The following is a 25,419-nucleotide window of genomic DNA, read 5'->3' as shown; positions in this document are numbered from 1 at the left end:
GGTGAGTAAATGAAGATATCAATTGAAAATGTTTCTAAAGAAATCAATGGAAAAACTGTATTTTCAAATATTAATTGGCAAGTCAAAAATAATTCTTTGGTCGCGATTAAAGGGAACAGTGGAACTGGAAAGACCACACTACTAAATATAATCTCTTTATTAGACAAGCCGAGTTCAGGAGGTATTTTATTTAATTCTGAAAATGTTACAAATATTAGCATAAAAAAAAGAAGAGAATATTTGAAAAAAGATTTGGGATTTGTATTTCAAAACTATGGATTATTAGAGAATTCTACGATTAAACAAAATTTAGAAATTGCTTTAAAATCAAAAAAGTTTGGGAAAAGGAAGAAGCTTGATTTAATGATAGATACTTTGCAACAAGTAAATTTGTCATCCCTAGATTTAAATGTAAAGGTCAGCTCTTTAAGTGGCGGGGAACAACAAAGAATCGGGCTTGCTCGATGTATCTTAAAAAATGGAAATTTAATTATAGCCGATGAACCTACAGCAGCATTAGACAGTGAAAACGAAAAAATAATAATGTTGCAATTTAAAGAATTAAAAAAAAGAGGTCATACTATAATTTTGACTACGCATAGCAATAAATATGATGATTGGTTTGATGATGTGTTTTATTTATAATAATGTACTTGGTAGAAACTCCAAAGGATAATAATGATTCTTGGACTAGTGACTAGTGATTGAAGTTAAGAAACTTACCTCTTGAATATGTTGAGAAGGTATGGAAAAACTGTTAACATCGCATAAAACGATAAAAAAGTCTTTGGCAATTACTCTTTAGGAATGAAACAGAGATTAGGTATAGCAAATGCAATTATGCATGATCCTGAATTATTAATTTTAGATGAACCGACAAATAGGTTAGATCCGATAGATGATACGATTGGTATTATTGATAGTGGAAAATTGCTTTACGAAGATTCATATGAAAATTTATTGAATAACAGTGAACGATATATCATTTTACAAATTAATAGTAAGAATTTGGATGCAGTAGAGAAGAGTTTGGTTGAAGATTTAAATATTACAGAGTATAAAGTTAAAGGAGATTCTATAATAAAAATAATGTCAGATGATAGTGAAACAAGCTTTATAAATAAACATTTTATTTTGAATAATATTGATATTGTTTCAATTCAATACCATGAACAGACTCTTGAAGACTATTTTAAGAAAATAACTGGATGCGAGGGGATTGGTTAAACTTGTTGAAATAGAGCTTAGAAAACTCAAGAGGCGAAAAGTAATACCTATATTAGTCTTAATATCTAATGTTATTCCTGTCATATTAGCAGTCTATTTTGCCATGCTACCTAAAGGGAGTCCTATAGTTGGGAATTTTCCTAGTTACTATAAAATGACTTTAGGATATACAGGGTTATTGATTCTTCCTTGTATGGTCAGTGTTCTATTCGTTTTAGTCTTTTCCTTAGAACGTACAAATGATATTTTTAAGCAATTAATCGTAGTGCCCGTAATGAAAAAGAATATTATTCTTTCTAAATGCTTGACTGTTTCATTATTAAGCGTGGGCATGATGTTTATTAGTATCATTACAATCTTTATTGGTGGTTTATGTACTGGTAAATTTGAAATAAGTTGGTTTTTCGTTGGACGGGTTATTTTCCTTTCCTTAGGAGAAGCAATTCTAATACCACTGTCATGTTTACCTATTTTATTTCTAACTATTCTGTGTAGAAATGTCATTTTACCAATTTGTCTTGCGATTGTTTATTCATTTATTGGATTTATTGGTGCGGAAAATTTAGTTGGGATACACCCAGTTCTTAGTTCAATGAATTTGATTTTTTATAAAAATATTGAAGGACTAGAAATTAATGGGAATATATATATTAGTATTTTAAATTTACTTTTGATAGCCTTAATTTCAATGCTAGGCGCAATTTTCGTTTTTGAAAGGCAGGATCAGTAGTATGAGGAAATTGGTTTTTATCGAGTTACTAAAATTGAAAAGAACTAAAATTGTTTTGATTTCATTTCTGACAGTATTCTTAATTGCTATTTTGTCTTTATTTCAGGGATGGAGAATGATATCGTTAGGTTTTGAAATTGAAAACAAATCTATCTTTTTTTTGGAACAACTTTTGTTTTGGAACTCATATTATGCGCTTCCAGCTGTATTGGTTTTGATTGGTAGTTTCTCTATTAGCCGGGAAAAACAAGAAGGTACGATGAATCAAATTTTAACAATACCAGTTAACTTTTTGAGTTTCATTCTTTCAAAGTTGATAACGGTTGTTATATTTTCTTTGATTCTATCTTTAAGTATTCTTATCTTAGGGTTAATCAATCAATTCATTATTTTTGAAGGTATTGAACTTACTCCGGAATTACTTGTATTAATAGGTCAATATTTACTAAATGCGTTACTTATTAGTGTTTGTGTGTTTCCAATAATTTGTTATACGATTTTTCTAAAAAAAGATTACATTATTTTAGTTGCAGTAGCTGAAATATACTCTTTTTTAAGTGTTTTTTTGAATAATACGCCATTTAGAGTATTTTATCCAATTTCTGCTGAAATGGGGCTGATAGGGATTACATCATTTACAATTATGGAAAGATTTATTGCTCTAATTTCAATAATGTTTTGTATTTTAGCTACGTTTTTTTTTGTTGAAAAAATGGAAACGTAATTGATGTGCCATCTGTATTAGAATTAGAGGTTCTCAAAGGTGATTTATTTTGAAAAAAATAATATTTTATAAACAATCCCAGCAAAGCGAATGTGGTTTATGTTGTATTGCAATGTTGTCATCTTACTATGGCTATGTTAAAAGTTTGAATTCTTATAGATTGCTATTTAAAACTGGAAGAGATGGTATGTCACTTTTTAATATGTGCAAGATACTAAATAATATAGGGATAAAAACAAAAGTAGAAAAAATTTTGACATTAACTAAGCATGATTTTGATGAAAGACCATCAATTTTATTCATTAATGAAAATCATTATGTAGTTGCTTTAAAAAAAGTTAAGAATTTGTATATATATGACCCAGCTATTGGAAAAAAGAAAATTTCCGAAGAGGAGCTATCTTCGCTTAATTGTTTGTATTTATTAAAATCGGATATGGATAAAGATATTTTTGTGAAAAGTATTGAAAAAAATAGTGAAACAAAACATCTCACAAAACTTTTTGTTTCTGTTTCAAAACTTTTTACTTTTGTAGTTCTAACGTCTTTTTTTTCATACATCATTTCTATTTGGGTGCCACTAATAATGAGAAATATGATTGATCAACTTATAAATACAGAACAGTTTAACTTACAAGGAACGATAATAAGCATAAGTTTAGTGATTGTTGGTTATTTGATAGTGTCAGTTATGAGAAACTTTTCAGTCGTAAAGTTGCAAAAAAAGATTGTTACAAACTTATCGAATACGAAGATTGCTCATTTATTAAATATCAACTTTTCCTATTTTGATGAGCGAACTAGTGGAGGAGTCTTATATAGATTGAATTTAGTCGATCAATTACAAAACCTTATTTTAAATGATTTAATTCAATTTATTATTTCAATTACTGTTTTTTTAGTTACGTTTAGTTATATTCTTTTGATGTATCCATACTTAATTTTACCCCTTACAGTTATTCTAGCGGCAACCATTCTTTTGACTATTTTGTTTCATAAGAAGGTACTTGCTCAAAAACAAAGTGAGAATCAAAAATATAGCAATCTAAACTCTTTAACTACGGAAATAGTCCGTGGAATCTATCAAATAAAATGTTTGAAGCTTGAAAAATTCTTTCTTTTAAATTACCAAAATTTCTTTTCGGAATATAAAAGTGATATGATTACTTCGCAAAAAATGACGATGAAATATAACTTAATTTTGAATACGATTGTGATTTTCTCTCCTATCTATATGATTATTCTTGTTTTTACTAGTAATCATTTCACAATTGGGGAAGTATTTGCCCTTTATAGTTTCATAACAACGCTATTTAATAACTGTAATACACTTGCAGTTTCAGTTTTTTCATTTGGTACAATTAGAGCTTCATTACTTTATGTGAATGATTTTTTTGATGAGCCGACGAAGGATATTTATGATAATCAGCATATTGAAAAAGATTTTAAAAGGTTGACTATTTCAAATTTGACTTTTCGCTATAACAATAGTTCTGAAAAAATTTTAGATGGCATATACTTAAATATAAGTTCAAATGAAAAAGTAGCTCTAGTTGGATCATCTGGAAGTGGTAAGTCAACGCTTATTTCATTGATTGCACAAATATATGAAGGCTATGATGGTTTAATAAAAGTAAATGGTAAACAGATTCAAAAAATCAACTCAGATAGTCTGGCTAAATTAATTAGCATCGTTCCACAAAAAATGATTTACTTCCATCGAACATTGCGAGAAAATTTAGTTATGGGACAAACTGATATTGCAGATAATGAAATATACAATGCTTTAAAATCTGCGAATATCTATGATGAAATATCTATTCTTCCCATGAAACTTGATACCCTTATCTCGGAAAGCGGCAACCTCTCTGGGGGACAGTTACAGAGACTATCAATTGCAAGATCCCTGTTGAAAAAGCCTAAGTTTATTATTTATGATGAGGCTACAAGTTCTTTAGATTCATTTAATTCTGAAACTATTTTTGCTAATCTTGCTCAACTTGATATAGCACAACTTGTGGTTACACATCAACTTGAATCAGTGAAACATTTTGATAGAATATATGTTATTGATAATGGAAAGATTGTTGGGCAAGGAACACATGAGGAGTTAAAAACAAAAAGTACATTCTACCAAAAGTTAATGCGTTCCAAAGAGGGGGAACTTTAATGAAAGTCTTCGTTTTTTATGGGAAAATTGAAAAAGAAAATTCTACAATGAAATTCATGATAAATGCGTTGCTAGATGAATTAGTGAGTCAAACGAATGAAAAAGTTGTTATATCTAATTTAAGTGAATCTGATTTCGATATTAAATATTGTAATGGCTGTAGCGATTGCTTTTTGAAAGGTTCGTGTCCGTTGGTTGATGATATGGAAAAAATAAAGCTCGGTATTCTATCGTCAGATATCATTTTGTTTGGTTCTCCTGTATATGGACATGCAGTCTCAGGATCTGTTAAGACTTTTTTTGATCGGATTACATATTGGACTCATTTATTTAAACTGTCAGGGAAATTTGGCATTTCATTGAATGTATCAAGCGGAAACGGAAATGAACCAGTTAAACAGTATATGGAAAAAATTATGGGAAACCTAGGGTTATCATTAGTTAGCCAGATTTCTATTAAGTCTTCCAGTTATTCTAAAGAAATCATGTTAAATATAGCAAAGAATGAAATGAAAAAGTTGCTTATTACCTATCAAAATAATAAATATAAAGTTAGCGCTATTCAAGAAACTTCTTTTAAAAATTTTCAGAGGCTATATAAGGGAGAGGCTGGAACATCATTTGAACGTGAGTATTGGTTAAGTAATGGTATGTTTGAAGTTAAAACTTTAGAAGAATATGTCAATAGCAAATCGATTAAATTGTAAGAAAGGAATGTAAAAATATGTCTATGGAAGAGGATTATCTACTAAAACAATTAAAGATGATTGGCGAAGCAGCAGGAAATGCAATTGCGACGACTTTTAACTTAGAAAGAAGTAAGGTTGATCTTGGACAAGAAGAGGATGAGAATGGCAACCTTATATCTGGTAATGAGCTTTTAGAAGAATATCTTAATAAAAGAAAAATTCATAAAGCATTCTTGTTAATTAAATCAAAAAAGTATAGTTTATCTTATTTAGAAATGTCAACATTGACAACATACTTTATTAAATTTTTGCAAGAATTATCAAATGAAGAAAAATTGGAATTAGAAATTGATTCAAAAAAAATTGATTATTATAAACTGAAATTAAATGAGTTATAAGAATTTAGTAATAAAAAAAATGGGTTAGTGGCATCTGTCTTTACTATTAATTTCAAGATAATAAGTATAATAAGAAATAACAAAATTGTTAATTTAACTTTTTTGTCATTTTTTATTTCAAAAAGACTTTATTTTATCAGCAGTAAAACTAATTTATTTTAAAGAGGAGGAAACTTGGAAAGGAGGAGAAAGTGGATATTTTTGATGAAAAAATTAAAGTTTACGAATTGATGTCGAATATATTAAATGAAAAAAGAGAACTGAACAGACAGTATGGCTGTCTGCAAGAAAGATTGAATGAAATTGAAAAAGTTTTAAAATCCAGTCACACGAAAACGGATGGAGAAAAGAAAAAAGTCGTTGAAATTGAATCACAGAAATATTTTGAAAGTAAAAAAAATATGCGAAATAAATCATATTTAGATTATGCGAAAGTTGCTCGCCAAATTACTCATATCCTGAAAAGTTCAGATGTTCCTTTAACTATTCAAAATATTCATAGCGGATTGCAAAAGTTAGGGGTAGAGGTCTCTAAAGTGAATGTATCAAATAATATTTTAAGCGTAGGCTAAGATCTAAGTTTATAGAAAAGAATCAATATGAAAATGAGAACAGTGAACGATGGTTACTTATTGAAAGTAAAGCAAGGAATATATCTATATTGTACTTTAACCTTTTGGCTTTTCTTGTTTTTATTCTATATTTTTTGGTTGTAATGCTAGGATTTGAACTAAACCTTAGTGTGGAAAAAATATTACATTATGCGATATACGCTATTTTTTTGAAAGCTCCAGTTGATTATTTTTCGATTCGATATTTTGACAAAGTGTTGTAGTTTAGTAAGATTACCAAAGCTGTATGTAATTAACTTGTTTTCTCAGTTGTGTACTCTAAATTTTTAATATATTGATTTTAATAAAAAATGACGAAAAGGTTAAGATAACTTTTTTTCATTCTTTATTAAAGCTGAATTGAGGTTTTTTAAATGGAGTTTAATCTTGAAACGATTATGGCAACTAAAGATTGTAATGATAAATCTTTAGTTGCTTAATTGAGCAATATAAGCCATTGGCACAAACAAGGGATTGATGCGAATGGTGAAGAATTGAGTAGTAATGACATTTAAAATTCTAAGTGAAGTTGTAATATGTTGATTTTGATAAGCACTTCTGTTTTTCTATAAGTTTTTTTATAGAGGGTTATTCTGTACACACAAAATAACTTAGTTTTCACTCTTCGCTTACCTTAGAATTAGCTATATCTGAAACTTGAACAAGTAAAAAATAAGTCAATAACAAGTGAAATCATTCTAGATAAAACTGAGAAGTTATAGGAATATTAGGTTATACTTGTAATAAGATATAATAATTAGTAAAGGGATGAAAACTAAATCTATTATGGAAATTAGACAATTACGGTATTTTTGGACTGTTGCCCAAGAAGGTAATGTTTCAAGAGCGGCTAAACTGTTGAATATCACTCAACCAACTTTAAGTCGGCAGATTCGTGAATTAGAAGAACAAGTTGGAATGTCACTGTTTCATAGAGAAAAAAATCACCTTTATTTGTTACCCGAAGGAATCTTTTTAAAAGAGCGAGCAGAGGAAATTCTCCAGCTAAATGATAAGTTAGAACAAGACTTTTTTAACAAGAGAAAAAAACAGATGCAGGGGACGATTGTCATAGGTTGTGTGGAGGCAGATAATTCGGATACTGTGGCGATGATGTTAGAAGAGATGGTGAGTGATTATCCCGATGTGCGTTTTAATATTGTGACGGGGACCAGCGATGATATCAGTGATCGCTTGGAGAAAGGACTGCTTGATTTAGCAGTTTTATTGGATCCAATTACACGTAATGATGTGAATGTTTTGAAATTACCAAGAGAAGAAAGATGGGGATTTTTAGTTGCAAATGAATTGTTTATAGCAAACAAGGAAAAGCTTACGCCAAAAGATATTATCGGATTACCATTATTATGTTCTAATCGGATAGAAGTTCAGAAATTGCTAATTTCTTGGAGTGGTAGGCCCCTGGATCAACTAAATATTGTGGGGAATTTCAACTTAATCTTTAATATTTTTTCACTAGTCGAAAACAAAGTGGGGGCTGCTCTCACGATTGAAGGCGCGGTGTCCAAACGGCAATTAGAAAATTTAACGTTTATTCCTATGGAGCCAGAAGTAAAAACTAACTGTATGTTAGTGTGGAAAGAACGGCTTCAAACCCCAGTAGTTCAAGAATTTATTTCTCGTTTCAAACATGCTTTTGAAGCATAGTGGTATATGAAATAAGCATTAGACTTAAGTAATTATGGGTTGTACGATGACTATATCAATCGTACAACTCATTTTTATTTGCAAAGGAGCAATCAAATTGAATCCTGTTGTTATCTATTTCTCCCATGCTGGAGAAAATTTTATTAATGCCATTTCTCAAAAAATTCCGATTGGTCATACAGAAGTACTGGCTCATAAAATAGTCAACCGGCTTAATTGCCCAATTATTCAGTTAAGGGAAAGTGATTGCTATCCAGATAGTTACGATGAAACAGTAAAACGTGCTGAATCTGAGAAAAAAGAAACGATGCATGTTGCTTACCAGGATCTCAACCTTAATCGTTCAAAAATAGATACTCTTTTCCTTGGTTATCCCAATTGGTGGGGAAGTTATTCAAGGGTTATTGCAACTTTTTTAGAAGATTTTGATACGAATGGGCTAATTATTTATCCCTTCTGCACACATGAAGGTAGTGCGTTTGGCAGTAGCTTGAATGAACTTAAAAATCAGTGTCCTAATGCAGATATTCGTAGTGGACTTCCTGTTCGTGGTTCACGAGTTGAACGAGCTGATGTGGCAATTGGAAATTGGTTGCTTGCATATAAATAAAAAAAACATCAAATTCATGGAGGAATGTAAAATGGCAAAAAATGAAGAAGTAAAAAATGGTGTGATCTTTCCAATCGGAGAAAAAAATGATGCCTATGCTCAATATTTTATCGGACAAAGTTACCTACAAGGATTAATTTCTGATCCAAAAATTAGTGTAGGTGTAGCCAATGTAACTTTTGAACCAGGTTGTCGTAATAACTGGCATATTCACCATGATGGCTTTCAGCTGTTACTTGTAACTGGTGGAGAAGGTTGGTATCAAGAAGAAGGCAAAGCGGCCCAATTCTTAAAAGCAGGAGATGTGATTGCAACACACGATGGGATGAAACATTGGCATGGTGCTACCAAAGACAGCTGGTTTGAACATATTGCGATTACTGCCGGCACTCCAGAATGGCTAGAGCCTGTCGACGATCAATGGTACGAAAATTTAACTACTAAATAAGGGAGGAATCTTCGGATGAAAAAGCAAACAGCAGGAAGAGAACAGTTAGGTGAGTTTGCACCACAATTTGCGGTATTAAATGATGATGTACTGTTTGGAGAAGTGTGGGCAAAAGAAAACGAATTATCAGCCCATGATCGGAGTATGATTACTTGTTCAGCACTTTTAGCAATGGGGGCTCCTCAGCTCGAGGCTCATTTAAAAGTTGCCAAAGAGAATGGTGTCACTAAAGCAGAGATTGTAGCTATGATTACACAGTTAGCATTTTATGCTGGTTGGCCTAAAGCGTGGAGTGCGTTCTCAATGGCGAAAGAAATATTTGCAGATTAGTTTTAAGAAAGAAGAGAGAGTATGAAAAACTATTAGAACTTGGTGCAAACGGACAAGTTGCTAAGCTGGTTACCAAGCGCCTATTAAAAGAGATAGACGATGAGTTGATATTGTATTTGAGAAACAGTCAACTTGCTATTCGTTATTATTTAGAACTTGGACTACTACCGTTACCAAAATCAGAAAATAAAGAGCATATTAAAGCAAATGGAGAACTTGATTTTAATTTATCAAATGATGATTTACAGCTGTTGAAAAATATTGAAAGAATCGATAACTATGGAGATTCTAGTTTTTTCCCAGTTTATAGCAAATGATTCATTTATTTGCTATTTATGATTATCGACTGGAGCTGTTAAAACTATGAATAGTTTTTATGGTTGTCCAATTAAAGAGGTTATGGATAGGTTTGCAATCGTGATTGTTAGTTTGATAAAAGCCCAATCTATGAAATACACGATAAGGTACTAGCTTTAACTGTTTGTGAGCATATAGACGATTTTTGTCTGTATGCCTTTTTAGTTTTTTCGAAAAATAATCACTCCCCGATTGTAACTTGAGAAGTCAACATGTACGGATCGAGCCAGTTGTGCTTCTTGAAGCATGTTCTATGTTCTACTCAATTTCGGTCGTCATTAGTCTATTTACAAGCTGATTGATAACGAAGCTTTTTATACTGATGGAACTAAACTTAAAACCGATACCAATAAATTTCCTTTCATTTTGGGGAAATCAATCAAGAAATATAGTCAATCATTAAAAAGAAATGTCTCAGCAATTTTGTAAAGAACTCTATTAAAGAGATATTCTTCTGTGTTTGAAAGTAGAAAGTGGTGAAATTGGCCTAATCTACTCAATACAAAAATATCTTGGCAATTATCAGTTCTTCTGATTTTTACCAAGATGTTTTTCTGTTTAGGAGAGTTTTGTCACACGATCTTTGACTATGAATTTATTTATTTTGATACTTCTGTCCGTAGCTTATATTTTAAAATTTTTAGTTAAGCATCTATTTTCAATTTCGAAGAAAGGATGTTGATGAGAAGATGCATCATTCCAGATTGATAGGTTAGAGAAGGATCTTGAAATTGTTTCATTTCTAATGAAATGGCTAATGTTGCTTTTTGTTGAATCCATCCATTATTAAAAGCAGTAAAAGAGACTAAACGATAGTCGCTTTTGTTGAAACGATTAAAATGAGTTTTTAAGGAATCGTTATTTCCTTTACTTGAAAAAATGACTATTAAGTCCTTTGGTTGTATAGAGTCAATAATATTGGTTGTCAATTCAGCATTGGCGTTTAGTGGGATAAATGTAGAAATAATACCTAGTTTTAATAAACAATTCCCTAAATTTTTTGCTTGGATTTGTTGGTCTTGACCAGTCGCAAAAAGGTATATATTTTCTGATTTATTTATTATTTGATTAAAATTCTTAATAATTGAGTCATAATCAATGGCTCCTAATTTGCTGAAAATACTATTTAGATAAGGCTGATCATTTATCCCCGTATCTGATGCAAGTAAATAGTATTTGAAGTCAGTGAAACCAGAGAAGCCAAGTTTTTTTAATAATCTCAAGACATTTGATTTGGAAGAATATGTTTTTTGAGCTAAGTCAAGAAGAGTCATGTTTGGGATTACAGTTGAGTAATCAAGTAAATATTCACAAATAATTAAATCAGATTTAGTTAAAGAAGAGGAATTATTCTTAACAATACTATTTAAAGAAATCATAATGACACCCCGTTCCAAAAAAATGATACTTTGTTTTAAGTATACGAAATTGTGAACAAAAATACAAATAATGATTTATGATGTGAGTATATAATTTAAAGGAGGAATAAATATGAAGAGTGAATATCAAAACCTTGGGGAAAAAATTATTGAACTTTCAGGGGGAAAGGATAATTTTAAAACCGTAAAAAATTGTATGACAAGAGTTAGGATCTCATATGTCGACTTAGACAAAGTTAACAAAGAAGAAATAGAAAAACTAGAGGGCGTTTTAGGTGTTAATATTGCAGATACATTTCAAATTATTGTTGGGCCAGGAAAAAGTGTTAAGATACAAGAGGAAATTAATAAGCAATTAGGAGCGTCGAATAAGCAGGAAGAAGTGGGAGAAGAGAAAAACTTCTTGAAGTTGTTATCAAGTATATTTGTACCTTTAATTCCGGCTATTATCGCTTCTGGATTTTTGCAGGGAATAAATAATTTATTGGTAAATAGTGCTAAAGTAACTGCTATCGCACAAAATATTGCCAGTACAAAAAATTTAGCCCCTTATCAAGTTATTTTAGAGCAGAATGGCACATTACAAGTAAGTACTTTATTAGGAATATTGGGAGATGCAACGTTTTCTTTTTTAGCCATCTATGTTGGGATGACGGCAGCGAAGCAATTTAAAACAGATCCGATTCTTGGAGCGGTGCTTGGAGCAGCAACCACTTTACCTGCTTTGTCGTTAATAGGATTAACACCAGGACAGGGTGGATTGTTTGGAGTTATTTTTGGCGTTTGGGTAATGAGTAAAATAGGAAAAATGCTAAAAAAATGTATTCCAGATATTTTAGATGTTGTGTTCACACCTGTATTTGAATTGATAATAGCAGGAACTATTTATATGTTTTTAATTATGCCGATTGCTGGAAAACTGTCTGACTATTTTACGAATGGTATGATGTTTTTAATAGAACATACAGGGATTTTTGGTGGGTTTGTTTTAGCAGCTGCTTTTCCTTCTTTAATTGTAACAGGGTTACATCAAGGGTTAGCACCTATTCATATGGAATTAATCAACTCAACTGGTGGAACGCCTATTTTTCCAATTCAAATCATGAGTAATGCAGGTTTACTAGGTGCAGGTTTGGCAATATTTTTCCTAACTAAAAATCAAAAGGTTAAAGAAATTGCAAAAGGATGTTTGCCAGCAACTTTCTTAGCGGTAGGGGAGCCTACTATGTTTGGGTTAGTTATTCCATCAGGATTTGGATTTGTAACTGCCTCTTTAGGAGCTGGAGTAGCAGGAGCGTTGGTTCGATTTTTTGATATAAACTCTTCAGCATTTGGTGCAGCGGGTATGTCTGCGATACCATTAATGGCAGATGGAAAATATCTGCAATATTTGATTTGTTATGCGTTGGGCGTAGTGGTAGCTTTTGTATTAACAATAAGTTATGCGAAATTAAAAAATAAACAAATATAATTATAGAAATAGAGGCAATCTTAATGAAAAAAAGAGCAGTAATGATTATGTTTGATACATTGACTAGAGATTTTTTACCTAACTTTGGAAATGAATGGATACATGCACCAAACTTTAAACGTCTTCAAAGTAAAATGATAACGTTTAACCAATTTTACGGAGGAAGTATGCCTTGTATGCCAGCCAGACGCGAGCTTCAAACCGGCAGATATAATTTTTTACACAGAAGTTGGGGACCTTTAGAAAGCTTTGATAATTCTGTATTCGAAAGATTACAGGAACAGGATATTTATTGTCATTTGGTAACGGATCATTCTCATTATTTTGAAGATGGTGGTGCAACGTACCATAATCGCTATTCAACTTGGGAGGGTTTTAGAGGGCAGGAAGGTGACAGATGGATGCCAAGAACAATTACAATGGAAAATAAAAATGTCAATCCCCTTAATAAAGAAGGAATCTCAGTTGTTCAACACTACGCCAATCGAACTCAACAATTGAAAGAAGATGACTATTCAAGCGTTAAGACTATAAACGCCGGATTAAATTTTTTGAAGAATCACCATGATAAGGACAGGTGGTTCCTACAGATTGAATGTTTTGATCCTCATGAACCATTTTATGTTCCAGAAAAATATCGCGATATCTATGAAAATATTGCTGCTGATCGAGTACCCTATTGGCCTAAATATCAAAATAAAGACAATGTTTCTGAAGAAGATAAGATTAATATGAGAAAAGAATATGCGGCACTAATTTCAATGTGTGACTTTCATTTAGGGAGATTACTAGATTACTTTGATGAAAAAAATATGTGGGATGATACGTTAATAATCGTAAATACAGACCATGGATTTCTTCTTGGAGAACATGATTGGTATGGGAAAAATATTGCACCAATGTATGAAGAAATTATTCATATTCCATTTTTTATGCATGTTCCTTCCTATCAAGATAAACAAGGGAAAAGTGTTGAAGGGATAGCTCAAACAATAGATATTGCCTCAACTTTGTTAGATTATTTTGATATTATAGATGAATTTGATAGAGATGGTAAATCACTTATAAATATAATTGATGATGAATTAAATCATGAAACGATTATTTTTGGAACAAATGGTGGTCATGTTTGTATTTATGATGGTCATTATACTTATATGAGAGCTTCTGCTAATAGCGATAATGGTCCGATAGCTCAACAAACATTAGCTGTAACAATGATGAGAGGATTTTTTCCTAATAAATTATTAGAGAATATAAGATTAATTCAAGGGAATCGATTTACAGATGGATACCCGGTTATAGAAATTGGATCTGTGTCGAATATTGATTCCTATTCTCTAGGTAATTTATTATTTGATATGAAATTGGATTCTAAACAAAATAAACCTCTAAATGACAATATAATAGAATCAAGAATGATAGAAAAGTTAATAAAAAAAATGACTGACATTGAAGCACCAGAAAGTGAATTTATTCGCTTGGGTCTGAAAGGATAAACAAATGAAACGCATTTCTGTTTTAATTAAGCCGGCTTCTTCGTTATGCAATATAAAGTGTCGCTATTGTTTTTATAACGACATCAGCACAATTAGAGAAGTAAAATCATTTGGAAAAATGACTGAAGAGCTTGCTGGAAAAATGATTGAGCAGATTTATATTGATTTAGAAGACGGGGATTTTTTGGATTTTACTTTTCAAGGTGGCGAACCCACACTTGCAGGTTTATCATACTATAAATACTTGGTGAATAAGCTTAACCAGCAGTCTAAAAAAATAACCATTTCTTATGCTATTCAAACAAATGGTCTGGTAATTGATGATAAATGGTGTGAATTTTTAAAGAAAAATAACTTTTTAGTTGGTCTGTCAATCGATGGACCAGCTATTTTCCATAATTTAGGACGTGTGGATTGGAAGCAAAAAGGAACGTATCACAGAGTAAAAAAAACAAAAGAACTCTTGGATAAGTATGAAATCAGCTACAATGTTTTAACAGTTCTAACGAAACAAATGGCTCTAGAACCAGATGAAATTATGTCTTTTTTAAGAAATGAAAATATTAAATATGTTCAGTTTATCCCTTGTCTAGATGCTCTATCAAAAGAGTCACAACATAAATATGGTTTATCTCCAGAGCTATTTGCTGATTTTTACACAAGAATTTATCAATTATGGCTAGAAGAGTTAAAGTCTCAAAAATATATAAGCATTAAATTATTTGATGATTTATTTCATTTTTTAGTTAATCGGGAAATATCAGCTTGCGGTATTAATGGGAAGTGCCAAACGCAATATGTTATTGAGGGAGATGGTGGTGTATATCCTTGTGACTTTTATGTGTTAGATGACTATAAATTAGGCAACATAAAAGAAAATACATTAAAAGAGTTGTTTGATCAACCAATAAATTTTAAATTTAATTGTGAAGGAAGAAAAGTGAAAAAGCAGTGTAGAAATTGTCCATATCAAAATGTTTGTGGCGGAGGGTGTAAAAGAATGGAAGAAGCTATTTATGTAAATAATGATGATACGTATTGTGGATTTCAAGAGGTTTTGCATAGGTATACTGAGGGACTGCCAGAAGTAGTAACCTATTTAAGAGGTATTAGTTAATGATTGGAATTATCTATTTTATTATTATTGTATTTGCGAATACAATTGGGGCAATTTCAGGTATGGGTGGTGGTGTTTTAATTAAACCAATTTTTGATTTGATTAATGTTCATTCTGTTGCGGCCATTTCGTTTTATTCAAGTGCAGCTGTTTTAACAATGTCAATTGTTTCAACCTCTAGGCAAATTAAAAATGGAATGAGTATAAACTGGATTTTTGCACTTAATATATCAATAGGGGCTGTGATTGGCGGATTCCTAGGCAATTCGGTTTTTGAAAAAATATTAAATGTTTTTCCAGAAGAAAACGAAGTTCAACTTGTTCAGATTATTTTAACTATAATCACGTTGATTTTTTCGTTTATGTACAGTAAAGGCATTTGGAAAAACTTTGGATACAAATCAGTTATTTTAAAATTGGGATCAGGTCTAGTACTTGGTTTTTTAGCAACCCTACTTGGAATCGGTGGTGGACCCATTAATGTCGCTCTTTTGATGCTTCTATTTAATATTCCAATCAAACATGCGACAGTTTATTCCATAGTCACTATTTTTTTCTCCCAGTTATCAAAAGTATTAGCCATCGTTTTAACTGGAGACATGAGCAGATATGATTTAACCATGTTGTATTATATTATTCCAGCAGCTATATTAGGTGGAGCTTTGGGAGCATATGTTAGTGGGAAAGTATCTGATAGTAAAGTCAGTCAAATCTATCGATTCGTGATCATTTTAGTTTTAATTATTAATATTTATAACGGTTGGAGGGGATTTTAATGGTTGAAATGGTGAGAATACCTGGTGGCCAATATATAATTGGTACAAATCAAGCAGATGGTTTTCCAAAAGATAAGGAAGGACCACAAGTAAAAATAGAGATAGCTTCTTTTGATGTGGATGTGACAACTGTTACAAATCAAGATTTTAAAGATTTTGTAGAAAGTACTGGCTATGTGACCGAATCAGAAAAATATGGGTGGTCTTATGTATTCCATTATTTCTTAACGACTGAAGAAATAATGACAGCTAAAGAAGTTTTGGGGTTAAACTGGTGGTATGCTGTTGAGGGAGCCGATTGGAAACATCCAGAAGGAATAAATTCAAGGATTATAGAGAGAATGGACCATCCAGTTGTACAAGTTTCAAGAAATGATGCTTTGGCATATTGTCAGTGGCGTGGAACAAGATTGCCAACAGAGGCCGAATGGGAGATAGCTGCTAAGGGTGGAACCAATCATGAAAAATATCCTTGGGGAAATAGCTTTTTAGTTGATGGTAACTATCAATGTAATATTTGGCAGGGAAATTTCCCTTTAAGTAATACAACAGAAGATGGTTTTTTAAGCACAGCACCTGCTAAAAATTTTGCCCCAAATGGTTACGGCATCTATCAAATGATTGGCAATGTTTGGGAGTGGTGTTTGAATCCTCAAGGAATCGATTTAGCAGATTTTAAAGATTTTAACAGTAATTTTTATGAAAAAGAATGTAATCAGTTTGACGCAAATAATTATGCTATACGTGGTGGCTCCTTTTTATGTCATGAGTCTTATTGTAAAAGGTATCGTATCGCTGCAAGAAATGGAAATTCAGGGGATTCAGCCAGCAATAATACAGGATTTAGAACCGTAAAAAATTGAAAAATGCAGTATAGGAGGATTAGTTTTTTCAGCCTTCTCTTAAGCTTGTACAATTTTAAAAACTCATATAAGAAAAGCGAAAGAAAATGGGGAAAACTTTAAAAGATCTAATCAAAAATTATAAAAAAAGTTAAAACGGTTGTACAACTAACTTGAATAAATATCAAAAAAGAAAAAGAAAAGCCATTATAAATGAAGATTTCCAGACTATTTTAAAAAATGCGATTCTTCCTAATAATAAATTTCCTCATCATCAACGAAGAGTCGGTAGAATAAATTTAGAAAATGACATTAAAGAATTTAAAAATCTTGCTCCAATAGAAAGAGCAAGATTTTTTATGCATATCATATATAAGAAAGCATTTATAAAGTATGAACTAGTGCGTTGAAGCTGGCCTTTCATTGCACAATATTTTACGTAATAACTAAACAATGAGTGATGTTATTTGATTCTCGAGTATTGTATAGCCAAGAGGATACATAGAATTCATCGGGAAAAATGATAAACTAGCAGAAATTGTTCATGAATTCTATGATCAAACTAAAAAATTAGACAGGACGAACAAGGCTTTTTGTCAGGAAGGACTGAATAATCACTTCTGATCCATCAATCCCATAAGTCACCGAGAAAAAGCGTGGTTAGGTGTTTTTATTTGTTTAGAAATCGTAAGAGTCTTCTTTTTTCTGCCACACGATTTGATAGCTTTGAAAAAATAGATAGGTGTCTTCAATTAATTTGTCGATACGAAAAAGAACATCATCGCTGACAATCGTTCCACGATCAAAATCCGTTTCTTCTATAAAGACATAATTGGGAATCATGTAGCCTTTCATATAGCTGATGATGGGTTTTAATTGCGTTTCAGCAACCAAAAAATGTTTGGACGAACCAGCAGTCATAAGAACGCCCACGACTTTATTTCGAAAAGCATTTTGTGGTAAAAGATCAAAAACGTTTTTTAACGTTGCAGGAATAGAGGCTTGAAAGGTTGGCGAACCAATGAGTATAATATCAGCTGCCATTAGCTCATCTGTTAAGTAGCGTGTATCGTTTGAATAATCCAAATAGTTTCTTCCATCACTAAACTCAATGTTCAATTCTTTCAAGTCCAAAAGCTGAATATCTTCTTGGGGGTACTGTGCGATTAGTTTCGTTAGGGCATACTTCATTGCGATTTGTGTCTTTGTTCCAATGATGGATCCGGAAAGAAGTCTGATTTTCATTTTTCCACCTGCTTTGCGGTATATTTTTTTACTTTTGGTAAAATATGGGTGCCAATTAATTCAATATTTTTCTTGATTTTATCAAATGGAACACCACCAAAATCTAGCTGAGCGATGTAGCGTTGATGTCCAAATAGTTCATGTTGATAAAGAATTTTCTCAACAATTTGTTCGGGCGAACCGACATTGATAATGCTACGAGTGTCCTGTGCTTGTGCAAAGGCTTGCTTGGGAAAACCTTGACCATTTGTGTGCTTCATTCCTTCGTTAATATGTGGGTAGTATTCTCTTAAGGCTTCTTGAGTGGTGTCTGCTGCATAGAAAAAACCAGCTGTTGAAATGGGGAGGGTTTGTGCATCATAACCAGCCACAGTTGCTGCCTGTCGGTACACATCAATTGTTCGCTTAAATAGCTGGGCAGGACCCCCAAGATGAGCCATATACATCGGAACACCAGCTCGACCCGCGCGAGCAGCACTTCCTGTTCCTCCACCAACAGCGCGCCAAATCGGAAGCGAGTAATTATTAGGTCTTGGCAGGACATGAGCATTGGTTAGGGGGGCACGGAATTTTCCTTTCCAAGTAGTGTACTCGTTACGGTTTATTTTTAGCAATAGCTCAAATTTTTCTTCAAATAGTTCTTCGTAATCAGCTAGGTCATAACCTAATAGTTCAAAGAGCCCGACACGTGAGGCACGACCTGCTACAATTTCAACTCGTCCGCCAGACAACAAATCGATAGTCGAAAAATTTTCGAAGACACGAACTGGATCTGAAGTACTGATAATGGTGGAGCCACTAGATATTTTGATGTGTTTGGTTGCTTGTGCAATCATTGCTAGGACAATAGCATGGGCTTGTGTTACAAAATAGTCCTGATGACTTTCTCCAACAACAAATGTATCTAAACCAGCTTGCTCAGCTAGTACGGCCATTTCACGAATTTCTTTTAAGCGTTGTTCGGCAGAGATTTTTTTATCAGTATGCGGGTTGGTGAGGTGATCGCCCAGTGTGTAAATTCCGAATTCCAAACCTTTAGTAGGATCAAAAATTGGAATTTTATTAACATTTGTTTTCATAAGACACATCCTTTTTGTTTTATACTTACTTATTGTAAGTTAAAGAGGGAGATTTCGCAAAATATCAGCTTACTAAACTATTCGAATATTATCGAACTATTTTCTTGAAATTATTTAAAAAAAGGATTACTATTGATTTATGAATATAAAACAATTAGAAGAAGACGAAGTACGAATTCAAATTTTCAAGGCGCTATCTGATCCGACTAGGTTAGAAATCATCCGCTTCTTAAGAGATAAGGGGGCTGAAATGGGATGTGGAGAGATAGGAGAAAATCTTGATTTAAGTAAGTCAACGGTTTCCTATCACTTCAAAATTTTAAGAGAAGCAAAATTGACAAAGACTAGACGAGATGCTCGAGAAAAATTTGTCACACTTCGTCATGATACGTTTCACAAGTATCTTACCAACTTCCTAGATTCTTTATAGTAGAATCTAGGTATTGTTTTATGATTTGATTCGATAGATTTAAAATTATCAAATCATATAGTTCGATAATTTCGATATCATGAAAATGAAAGAGGGAACACAATGAAAAAATATGCTTGGATTTTCTTTTTAATTATGTTTTTAATTGGGACAGACACATTTTTAATTTCACCATTATTGCCAACCTTAACTGTTTTATATGGTATAAAAGCAAGTAGTTCTGGGTGGATGGTGAGTGCCTATGCTCTTGGGTATGCAGTTTTTGCATTGATTAGTGGTCCTATTTCTGATGGGAGAAATCGAAAAAAAATTATGTTATATGGGTTTGTTGCCTTTGCAAGCGCAACTTTTTTATGTGGCTTTGCAACAAATTTCTATTTGATGCTTACCTTTCGATTTTTGGCGGGGGTTAGTGCTTCTTTTGTCACACCTCAGGTCTGGGCTTCCATACCGATTGTTGTAGCGAAAGATTTGGTAGTTAAAACAATGGGCTTTGCTTCTGCAGGACTTGCTGTATCACAGTTAGTTGGTGTTCCAATCGGAAGTTATTTAGCTGCTCTTTCATGGAGGGTTCCTTTTTATGTGATTTCTATGACCTCTATTTTAGTGGCAATCGTTGTATATAAGCTGTTGCCAGACTTAAATGCAACGAGTAAAAAATCTGAACGAATTTCATTTGTAAAAATCTACGCTCAGATTTTAAAAAACAAAAAAGCGTTAGCATATTTGAGTGCATATTTTGTCTTTCAGACAGGAAATTTTTGCGTGATGACATTTATTGGCTCGTGGTTTACTAGGGATTTTTCTCTAGGGCTTGCAAATGTCGGGAGCTCGATGATTGCAATTGGAACAGGAAATTTGATTGGTACTTTATTTGGCAATAAACTGATCGATAAGTGGGGAATTCAACAATCGCTTTTTAGAGGACTAGTAGGACTCATGATTTTGTATGCCATTTTACCTTTTTTACCGTCATTTTTATTTGCAGAGATTCTCCTTACACTTGTTTTTTTAGTCAATGGTTTTATTTTTCCGTTATTTATGACCACGTTACAAAGTACAACAACAACAGCAAGAAGCACCATATCTTCTTTGTCTAATGCTTCAATGTATGCGGGGACAACCGTGGGCAGTATTTTTGGGGGAATGTTATTTGCCACTTTTTCAGGGTTTTTCGGTATTGCATATTTCACTATTATCACGTATCTTATTGTATTGATTATTTATCGAAGTCAATCATTTTTTACAAGGAATCACTGATTGCTAAGAGCAAAAGTAGAAATTAGCGAATAGTAATAACTGAGGGAAATTAGCTTTTGTTGGCTTCTTTCTCTCAGTTCTTTGCTTTTTCCGATCGCTTATCTCAAGATAACGTTAATATTATAAAAGTTAAAGAAGACTTTTATTTTTGGATTTACGCAAATATTTTTCAAAAATCACTTCTTTTTGTTTCAGTATACAATTAAAATTAGCGATAGGGCTATTAAGCAGTTTTCCTCGACCATATCTTTATTAGGCGATAGCGTAAGTGTTTGAATTGACTGAGGAAATTTTTTCTTGTAGCATCACTGATATAATCATGATTGTTGGTGCACTTTGAAACGCTCCTGTACTTAGTCGGTTATCAAGTGTTTCCCCACATCGGGATGTTTATGTTGTCACTTGGGACAGGAGGAATGTACGACTATCTTGGATTTGGACCGACCTATATCTTTTTGGGCTTTTTCATCTTAACCTTTAGGATGATATCCGTTTTTACAATACGTAACAAAAATAGGAGTGAAAAAAATGGAAAACAAACAATTGTGTACAGTAAACAATGAAAGATTTCGTGAAAAATACCACGTGATGGCAAAAGGAGGATGGTTAAACGACCCAAATGGTTTTTGTTTTTTTAAAGGCAATTATCACATCTTTTATCAATATCATCCGTATAGCTCAGACTGGGGACCTATGCATTGGGGACATGCTATTAGTAAAGATTTAGTTCATTGGGAAACATTGCCAATTGCACTTTATCCTGGAAATGAGTTTGATAAAGACGGGTGCTTTTCTGGAAGTGCAATCGTAAAAGAGAATCAACTCTATTTAATTTACACTGGACATAACTACTACGACGAGAACAATCCAGAAAACTTTTGGCAAACCCAAAATATTGCTGTGAGCAAAGATGGTATTCATTTTGAAAAGTATCCAGGCAATCCCGTGATTGCAACGCCACCAGATGACAATTCCATCCATTTTAGGGATCCAAAAGTCTGGCAAGAAAACGATCAGTACTACATGATAGTAGGAAGTCAAAATAAAGAAGAGGTGGGCAGAGCGCTTCTTTATCAATCAATAGATTTAATTCATTGGTCAATCAAAGGTGAAATATCTAAAGCAATTTCAAGTCACAGCGAAGGCTTTATGTGGGAATGTCCAGATTTCTTTAAGTTGAATGATCAATATGTGCTCATCAGTTCTCCACAAGGAATCGAATCAAAAACAGAAAAATATTTGAATCTATTTCAGACGGGCTACTTCATAGGAGAAATGGACTATGAAAATACAAATTTTTCAAGAAACGAATTTTTGGAGTTGGACTACGGACATGATTTTTATGCGGCACAAACAATGCTTGCTCCTGATGGGCGCAGAATTCTCATTGGGTGGATGTCCATGTGGGAAAGTGAAATGAAAGAAAAAGAAGATGGCTGGGCAGGAGCTTTGACGATTGCAAGAGAGTTAATCCTAACGGCTGATAAAAAGTTACGGATGTGTCCAGTAGCTGAAATGAAAAAATTGCGTCACAAACAAGTGTTAAAGAAACAGTTAACACTCAGTGCTTGCTACGTAGTCAACGATTTAAAACCACAACAAGAAATCAACGTGACAGTTGACTTAGTTTCTTATTGTGGAAAGGAAGTAGCATTCTTACTTTTGAACCAGCAGCAAGAGACAGTTTTAAAATTGAGTTACTCTAGAAATGAGGAGAAATTAACGATGTTCCGTCCGGGGAAAGATTGTTATCGATACGCGCACTTACCAAAAGCAAATCAATTATCTCTGACGCTTTATCTAGATACTAGCTCGGCTGAATGGTTTATCAATGATGGTTCAAAAGTCTTTACAGAACGTTTCTATGAAGAGTCAACATTGAGGTTTGCAATAAATACAGATAGCATAGTCACAACATCGCTTGAAGTTTACAATTTGGATACAGATGTGATTCGCTATTAAAAAGAGAGTATTAGGAAGCATTGAAGCCAGAAGAACAAAATTTGTTTGAGCTGCTAGAAATAAAGAGTAGGAAATTCAAAATGAAGACACTAGAAAGTCTAAAGTACATGCGTGGGTGTTACTTTAGATTTTTTCTATCTTAAGTGAAAAAAATTGAGTCTATGTATTTCGTAAAGAAAAAAAATTTCTTTTTAAATGTTTTTTTAGAATGAAACAAGAAATTATATTTCCGTTTTTTAAAAAATGTGCTATTATAAATATGTAAACGATTTCAAAAAATAAAAGGGGTTTTTAAAGTGAAAAAGATCAAGTTGAAAACTATGCTTAGTTTTTTCTTAGTAGTAGCAACTATTACGTTAGTCAGTGGTTGCAGTAAAACGCAAACCAAAACTATGAGTTCAAAAGAGAGTGTATCTTTAAAGGCTAAAGAGGTGAAGGGAGTAACGGGGGATTACCAACTAGCTAAATCTTATCCAATTCAGCCAAAAGATCAAGAGCATTTTGATGACTCGTTAATCACGAATCAAATGGATACTTTTTATGGATACAAAGATCAAGGCAAATTGTTTATCAAGTCTAATGAAATGAAAGCGTTTGATATTTTTGTTAATGGAAAAAAAATTAAGGTTGAAAAGCAACAAGATAACGATTGGTATCAAGTAAATATTGGCAAATTAACTATCAATGGGGACAATAAAATTCAAGTGAGCCAGGTAAAAGAAGGACATCAGGCTAAGTTGGAAATTAAGATTCCTTATCCAGAGCTTGTTGATGCAACAAAGAAAAATAAAAAGAATGATAGTTTAAATCTGATTGATCAGATTATTCAAGCAGAAATTAAAAACGGTTTTACATCAGCTGAATTGGTGATCACGAAAGATGGGAAAATGGTGAAACATTCTGCGTATGGGCAAGTAAATTCTTATACACAAGATGGGAAGAGGATAGAAAGTAGCGCCACTGTTACAAATAATACTTTGTATGATCTTGCTAGCAATACCAAAATGTATGCAACAAATTATGCTTTAGAAAAACTAGTTTCAGAAGGGAAAATTGATGTGAATCAAAAAGTTCAAACCATTTTTCCAGAGTTTAAAGATCAAGCAGACGATAAGATTAAAGGGAAAAATAATCTAACAATAAAAGAAATTTTACAACATCAAGCAGGATTTCCAGCAGACCCCCAGTATCACAATAATAATTATGATCCAACGTCTAAAAATCTATCCACACCTAATGCGAATCAATTATATACACAAAAACGGGAAGAAGTGTTAGATAAAATTATCCAAACTCCTTTAGAATATCAGCCTGGAACCAATACTCAGTATTCAGATGTAGATTATATGTTACTTGGTTTTATTATTGAAAAAGTAACAGGTGAACGCTTAGATACATATATGGAAAAAAACTATTATGCACCTTTGAATTTGCAACATATCACGTTTAATCCACTACAAAATGGTTTCAAAAAAGATCAAATTGCTGCAACTGAATTAAATGGCAATACCAGAGATGGATATATTCACTTTAACAATATTCGGACCCATACGATTCAAGGGCAAGTGCATGATGAGAAGGCCTATTATACAATGGGTGGGATCAGTGGCCATGCTGGATTATTCTCAAATGCGAAAGATTTAGCAATTATGACGCAAATTACTCTCAATCGTGGAGGCTATGGGGCGCATAAATTTTTTGATGAAACCACTATGAATGATTTTATCAAACCTAAAGATGGCAATGAAAGCTATGGCTTGGGCTGGAGACGCAAAGGGACAACTCTTTACTCATGGGCATTTTCTCCATTAGCTGATACTAGTACGGTTGGACATACGGGATGGGTTGGGACATTGACTGTGATTGATCCGGTGAATCATGTATCAATCGTTCTTTTAACAAATAGTAAAAATTCACCAGTATTGGATAAAGAACAAAATCCTAATGATTTTGTTGGGAATCACTATTTAACATCTGGCTATGGGATGGTTGCAACACTTGCATTTGATAGTTTTGAAAATAGTAATCAAACGGCGAATGATAGTAAATTAATTGATATGGTGACTTCAAAATATAATCTAATTAAGGAAGAGAAAGATTATCAAACCAAACCAGACAAAGCATCACTAAAAGCTTTGGTACAGGTATTGGAGCAAAGAAAAGCAGATAGTAGTGAAATTACGTCCTTTTTAAATTCCAAAAAAGGTCAAGCAGTTATAGAGTTTACAAATCAGTAATGACAAACAGAGTTAGAAACAAAAAAATGTTTCTAACTCTGTTATTTTTTGAATAAAATTTTGAGACAGTGAAAATAAAAGTGGATTTTTTTGTGAAAATGTTATTTTGTTCAATATACTATTGTTTATGTTAAAAAAGTTATTTGTTTAATTTTTTTTT

Annotated in this window: 26 protein-coding genes and 1 pseudogene; 24 read left to right on the top strand and 3 right to left on the bottom strand. The window is 32.5% G+C overall.

Annotated features, from left to right (window positions below):
- Positions 1-9 precede the first annotated feature (9 nt).
- The 13 genes and pseudogenes from CBF30_RS03560 (at position 10) to CBF30_RS11745 (ending at position 9,922) form a co-directional block, all read left to right on the top strand.
- Positions 10-645, top strand: coding sequence for an ATP-binding cassette domain-containing protein (locus CBF30_RS03560; RefSeq protein ID WP_126822831.1), 636 nt, complete (start codon positions 10-12; stop codon positions 643-645).
- A gap of 132 nt (positions 646-777) precedes the next feature.
- Positions 778-894 (top strand): annotated as a pseudogene (locus CBF30_RS12150) (ATP-binding cassette domain-containing protein); the annotation flags it as partial.
- A 325-nt stretch (positions 895-1,219) separates the two neighbouring features.
- Complete coding sequence (locus CBF30_RS03550) at positions 1,220-1,957, top strand: ABC transporter permease (RefSeq protein WP_170168923.1); 738 nt, start codon at positions 1,220-1,222, stop codon at positions 1,955-1,957.
- Position 1,958: 1 nt separating this feature from the next.
- A complete protein-coding gene (locus CBF30_RS03545; RefSeq protein ID WP_126822825.1) occupies positions 1,959-2,681 on the top strand; it encodes an ABC transporter permease in 723 nt (240 codons plus the stop codon).
- 49 nt (positions 2,682-2,730) lie between these two features.
- On the top strand, positions 2,731-4,851 hold the full coding sequence (locus CBF30_RS03540) for a peptidase domain-containing ABC transporter (protein ID WP_126822823.1): 2,121 nt from the start codon (positions 2,731-2,733) through the stop codon (positions 4,849-4,851).
- Positions 4,851-5,558 carry a flavodoxin family protein gene (locus tag CBF30_RS03535; RefSeq protein ID WP_126822821.1) on the top strand — a complete coding sequence of 236 codons (708 nt, stop codon included), beginning with the start codon at positions 4,851-4,853 and terminating at the stop codon, positions 5,556-5,558. Before CBF30_RS03540 ends, CBF30_RS03535 begins: the two co-directional genes overlap by 1 nt.
- Positions 5,559-5,575: 17 nt before the next feature.
- Positions 5,576-5,938 carry a hypothetical protein gene (locus tag CBF30_RS03530; RefSeq protein ID WP_126822819.1) on the top strand — a complete coding sequence of 121 codons (363 nt, stop codon included), beginning with the start codon at positions 5,576-5,578 and terminating at the stop codon, positions 5,936-5,938.
- 191 nt (positions 5,939-6,129) lie between these two features.
- Positions 6,130-6,510 carry a hypothetical protein gene (locus tag CBF30_RS03525; RefSeq protein WP_126822817.1) on the top strand — a complete coding sequence of 127 codons (381 nt, stop codon included), beginning with the start codon at positions 6,130-6,132 and terminating at the stop codon, positions 6,508-6,510.
- Positions 6,511-7,335: 825 nt separating this feature from the next.
- Positions 7,336-8,217 (top strand): LysR family transcriptional regulator, encoded by an 882-nt coding sequence (locus tag CBF30_RS03520; RefSeq protein WP_126823765.1) that lies wholly within the window; start codon positions 7,336-7,338, stop codon positions 8,215-8,217.
- Between the two features lie 97 nt (positions 8,218-8,314).
- Entirely contained in the window at positions 8,315-8,827 is a 513-nt protein-coding gene (locus CBF30_RS03515) for a flavodoxin (RefSeq protein ID WP_245974995.1), read from the top strand.
- 31 nt (positions 8,828-8,858) lie between these two features.
- On the top strand, positions 8,859-9,275 hold the full coding sequence (locus CBF30_RS03510) for a cupin domain-containing protein (protein WP_126822813.1): 417 nt from the start codon (positions 8,859-8,861) through the stop codon (positions 9,273-9,275).
- 15 nt (positions 9,276-9,290) lie between these two features.
- Positions 9,291-9,605, top strand: coding sequence for a carboxymuconolactone decarboxylase family protein (locus tag CBF30_RS03505; protein ID WP_126822811.1), 315 nt, complete (start codon positions 9,291-9,293; stop codon positions 9,603-9,605).
- A complete protein-coding gene (locus CBF30_RS11745) occupies positions 9,563-9,922 on the top strand; it encodes a hypothetical protein (RefSeq protein ID WP_148112253.1) in 360 nt (119 codons plus the stop codon). The genes CBF30_RS03505 and CBF30_RS11745 overlap by 43 nt, the downstream gene beginning before the upstream one ends.
- 684 nt (positions 9,923-10,606) lie before the next feature.
- On the opposite strand, the gene CBF30_RS03495 is transcribed toward CBF30_RS11745, so the two are convergent.
- On the bottom strand, positions 10,607-11,341 hold the full coding sequence (locus tag CBF30_RS03495) for a MurR/RpiR family transcriptional regulator (RefSeq protein ID WP_126822807.1): 735 nt from the start codon (positions 11,339-11,341) through the stop codon (positions 10,607-10,609).
- A gap of 112 nt (positions 11,342-11,453) precedes the next feature.
- Between CBF30_RS03495 and CBF30_RS03490 the strand changes: the two genes are divergently transcribed.
- The 6 genes from CBF30_RS03490 (at position 11,454) to CBF30_RS03465 (ending at position 17,456) form a co-directional block, all read left to right on the top strand.
- Positions 11,454-12,812: a PTS transporter subunit EIIC gene (locus tag CBF30_RS03490; RefSeq protein WP_126822805.1), complete on the top strand. Its 1,359-nt coding sequence runs from the start codon at positions 11,454-11,456 to the stop codon at positions 12,810-12,812.
- Positions 12,813-12,835: 23 nt separating this feature from the next.
- Complete coding sequence (locus CBF30_RS03485) at positions 12,836-14,311, top strand: sulfatase (RefSeq protein ID WP_126822803.1); 1,476 nt, start codon at positions 12,836-12,838, stop codon at positions 14,309-14,311.
- Positions 14,312-14,315: 4 nt separating this feature from the next.
- Positions 14,316-15,428 (top strand): radical SAM/SPASM domain-containing protein, encoded by a 1,113-nt coding sequence (locus CBF30_RS03480; RefSeq protein WP_126822801.1) that lies wholly within the window; start codon positions 14,316-14,318, stop codon positions 15,426-15,428.
- Positions 15,428-16,204, top strand: a complete 777-nt coding sequence (locus CBF30_RS03475) for a sulfite exporter TauE/SafE family protein (protein WP_126822799.1) — start codon at positions 15,428-15,430, stop codon at positions 16,202-16,204. The genes CBF30_RS03480 and CBF30_RS03475 overlap by 1 nt, the downstream gene beginning before the upstream one ends.
- 8 nt (positions 16,205-16,212) lie before the next feature.
- The gene (locus CBF30_RS03470; protein WP_126823763.1) at positions 16,213-17,067 is read left to right on the top strand and encodes a formylglycine-generating enzyme family protein; all 855 of its coding nucleotides are present in this window, start codon (positions 16,213-16,215) and stop codon (positions 17,065-17,067) included.
- Between the two features lie 152 nt (positions 17,068-17,219).
- Positions 17,220-17,456, top strand: a complete 237-nt coding sequence (locus tag CBF30_RS03465; protein ID WP_126822797.1) for a hypothetical protein — start codon at positions 17,220-17,222, stop codon at positions 17,454-17,456.
- Positions 17,457-17,724: 268 nt separating this feature from the next.
- Here the strand turns inward: CBF30_RS03465 and CBF30_RS03460 are convergent, their stop codons facing one another.
- Positions 17,725-18,291, bottom strand: a complete 567-nt coding sequence (locus CBF30_RS03460; RefSeq protein ID WP_126822795.1) for an NADPH-dependent FMN reductase — start codon at positions 18,289-18,291, stop codon at positions 17,725-17,727.
- Positions 18,288-19,370 (bottom strand): LLM class flavin-dependent oxidoreductase, encoded by a 1,083-nt coding sequence (locus CBF30_RS03455; RefSeq protein WP_126822793.1) that lies wholly within the window; start codon positions 19,368-19,370, stop codon positions 18,288-18,290. Before CBF30_RS03455 ends, CBF30_RS03460 begins: the two co-directional genes overlap by 4 nt.
- 139 nt (positions 19,371-19,509) lie before the next feature.
- Between CBF30_RS03455 and CBF30_RS03450 the strand changes: the two genes are divergently transcribed.
- From CBF30_RS03450 to pbp4b, 5 genes are all read left to right on the top strand, one after another.
- Positions 19,510-19,800, top strand: a complete 291-nt coding sequence (locus CBF30_RS03450; protein ID WP_126822791.1) for an ArsR/SmtB family transcription factor — start codon at positions 19,510-19,512, stop codon at positions 19,798-19,800.
- 102 nt (positions 19,801-19,902) lie between these two features.
- Positions 19,903-21,060, top strand: coding sequence for an MFS transporter (locus CBF30_RS03445; RefSeq protein ID WP_126822789.1), 1,158 nt, complete (start codon positions 19,903-19,905; stop codon positions 21,058-21,060).
- A 329-nt stretch (positions 21,061-21,389) separates the two neighbouring features.
- Positions 21,390-21,623, top strand: coding sequence for an MFS transporter (locus tag CBF30_RS12145; protein ID WP_390221177.1), 234 nt, complete (start codon positions 21,390-21,392; stop codon positions 21,621-21,623).
- A complete protein-coding gene (locus CBF30_RS03435; RefSeq protein WP_126822785.1) occupies positions 21,589-23,022 on the top strand; it encodes a glycoside hydrolase family 32 protein in 1,434 nt (477 codons plus the stop codon). Before CBF30_RS12145 ends, CBF30_RS03435 begins: the two co-directional genes overlap by 35 nt.
- Positions 23,023-23,318: 296 nt before the next feature.
- The gene (gene pbp4b / locus CBF30_RS03430) at positions 23,319-25,259 is read left to right on the top strand and encodes a penicillin binding protein PBP4B (RefSeq protein WP_126822783.1); all 1,941 of its coding nucleotides are present in this window, start codon (positions 23,319-23,321) and stop codon (positions 25,257-25,259) included.
- The last annotated feature ends 160 nt before the right edge of the window (positions 25,260-25,419 follow it).

Origin of the sequence: Vagococcus entomophilus (assembly GCF_003987595.1) — a bacterium.
Classification (GTDB): domain Bacteria; phylum Bacillota; class Bacilli; order Lactobacillales; family Vagococcaceae; genus Vagococcus_E; species Vagococcus_E entomophilus.
The sequence above is the reverse complement of the archived record's forward strand: the minus strand, read 5'-3'. Positions and strand labels throughout refer to the sequence as shown.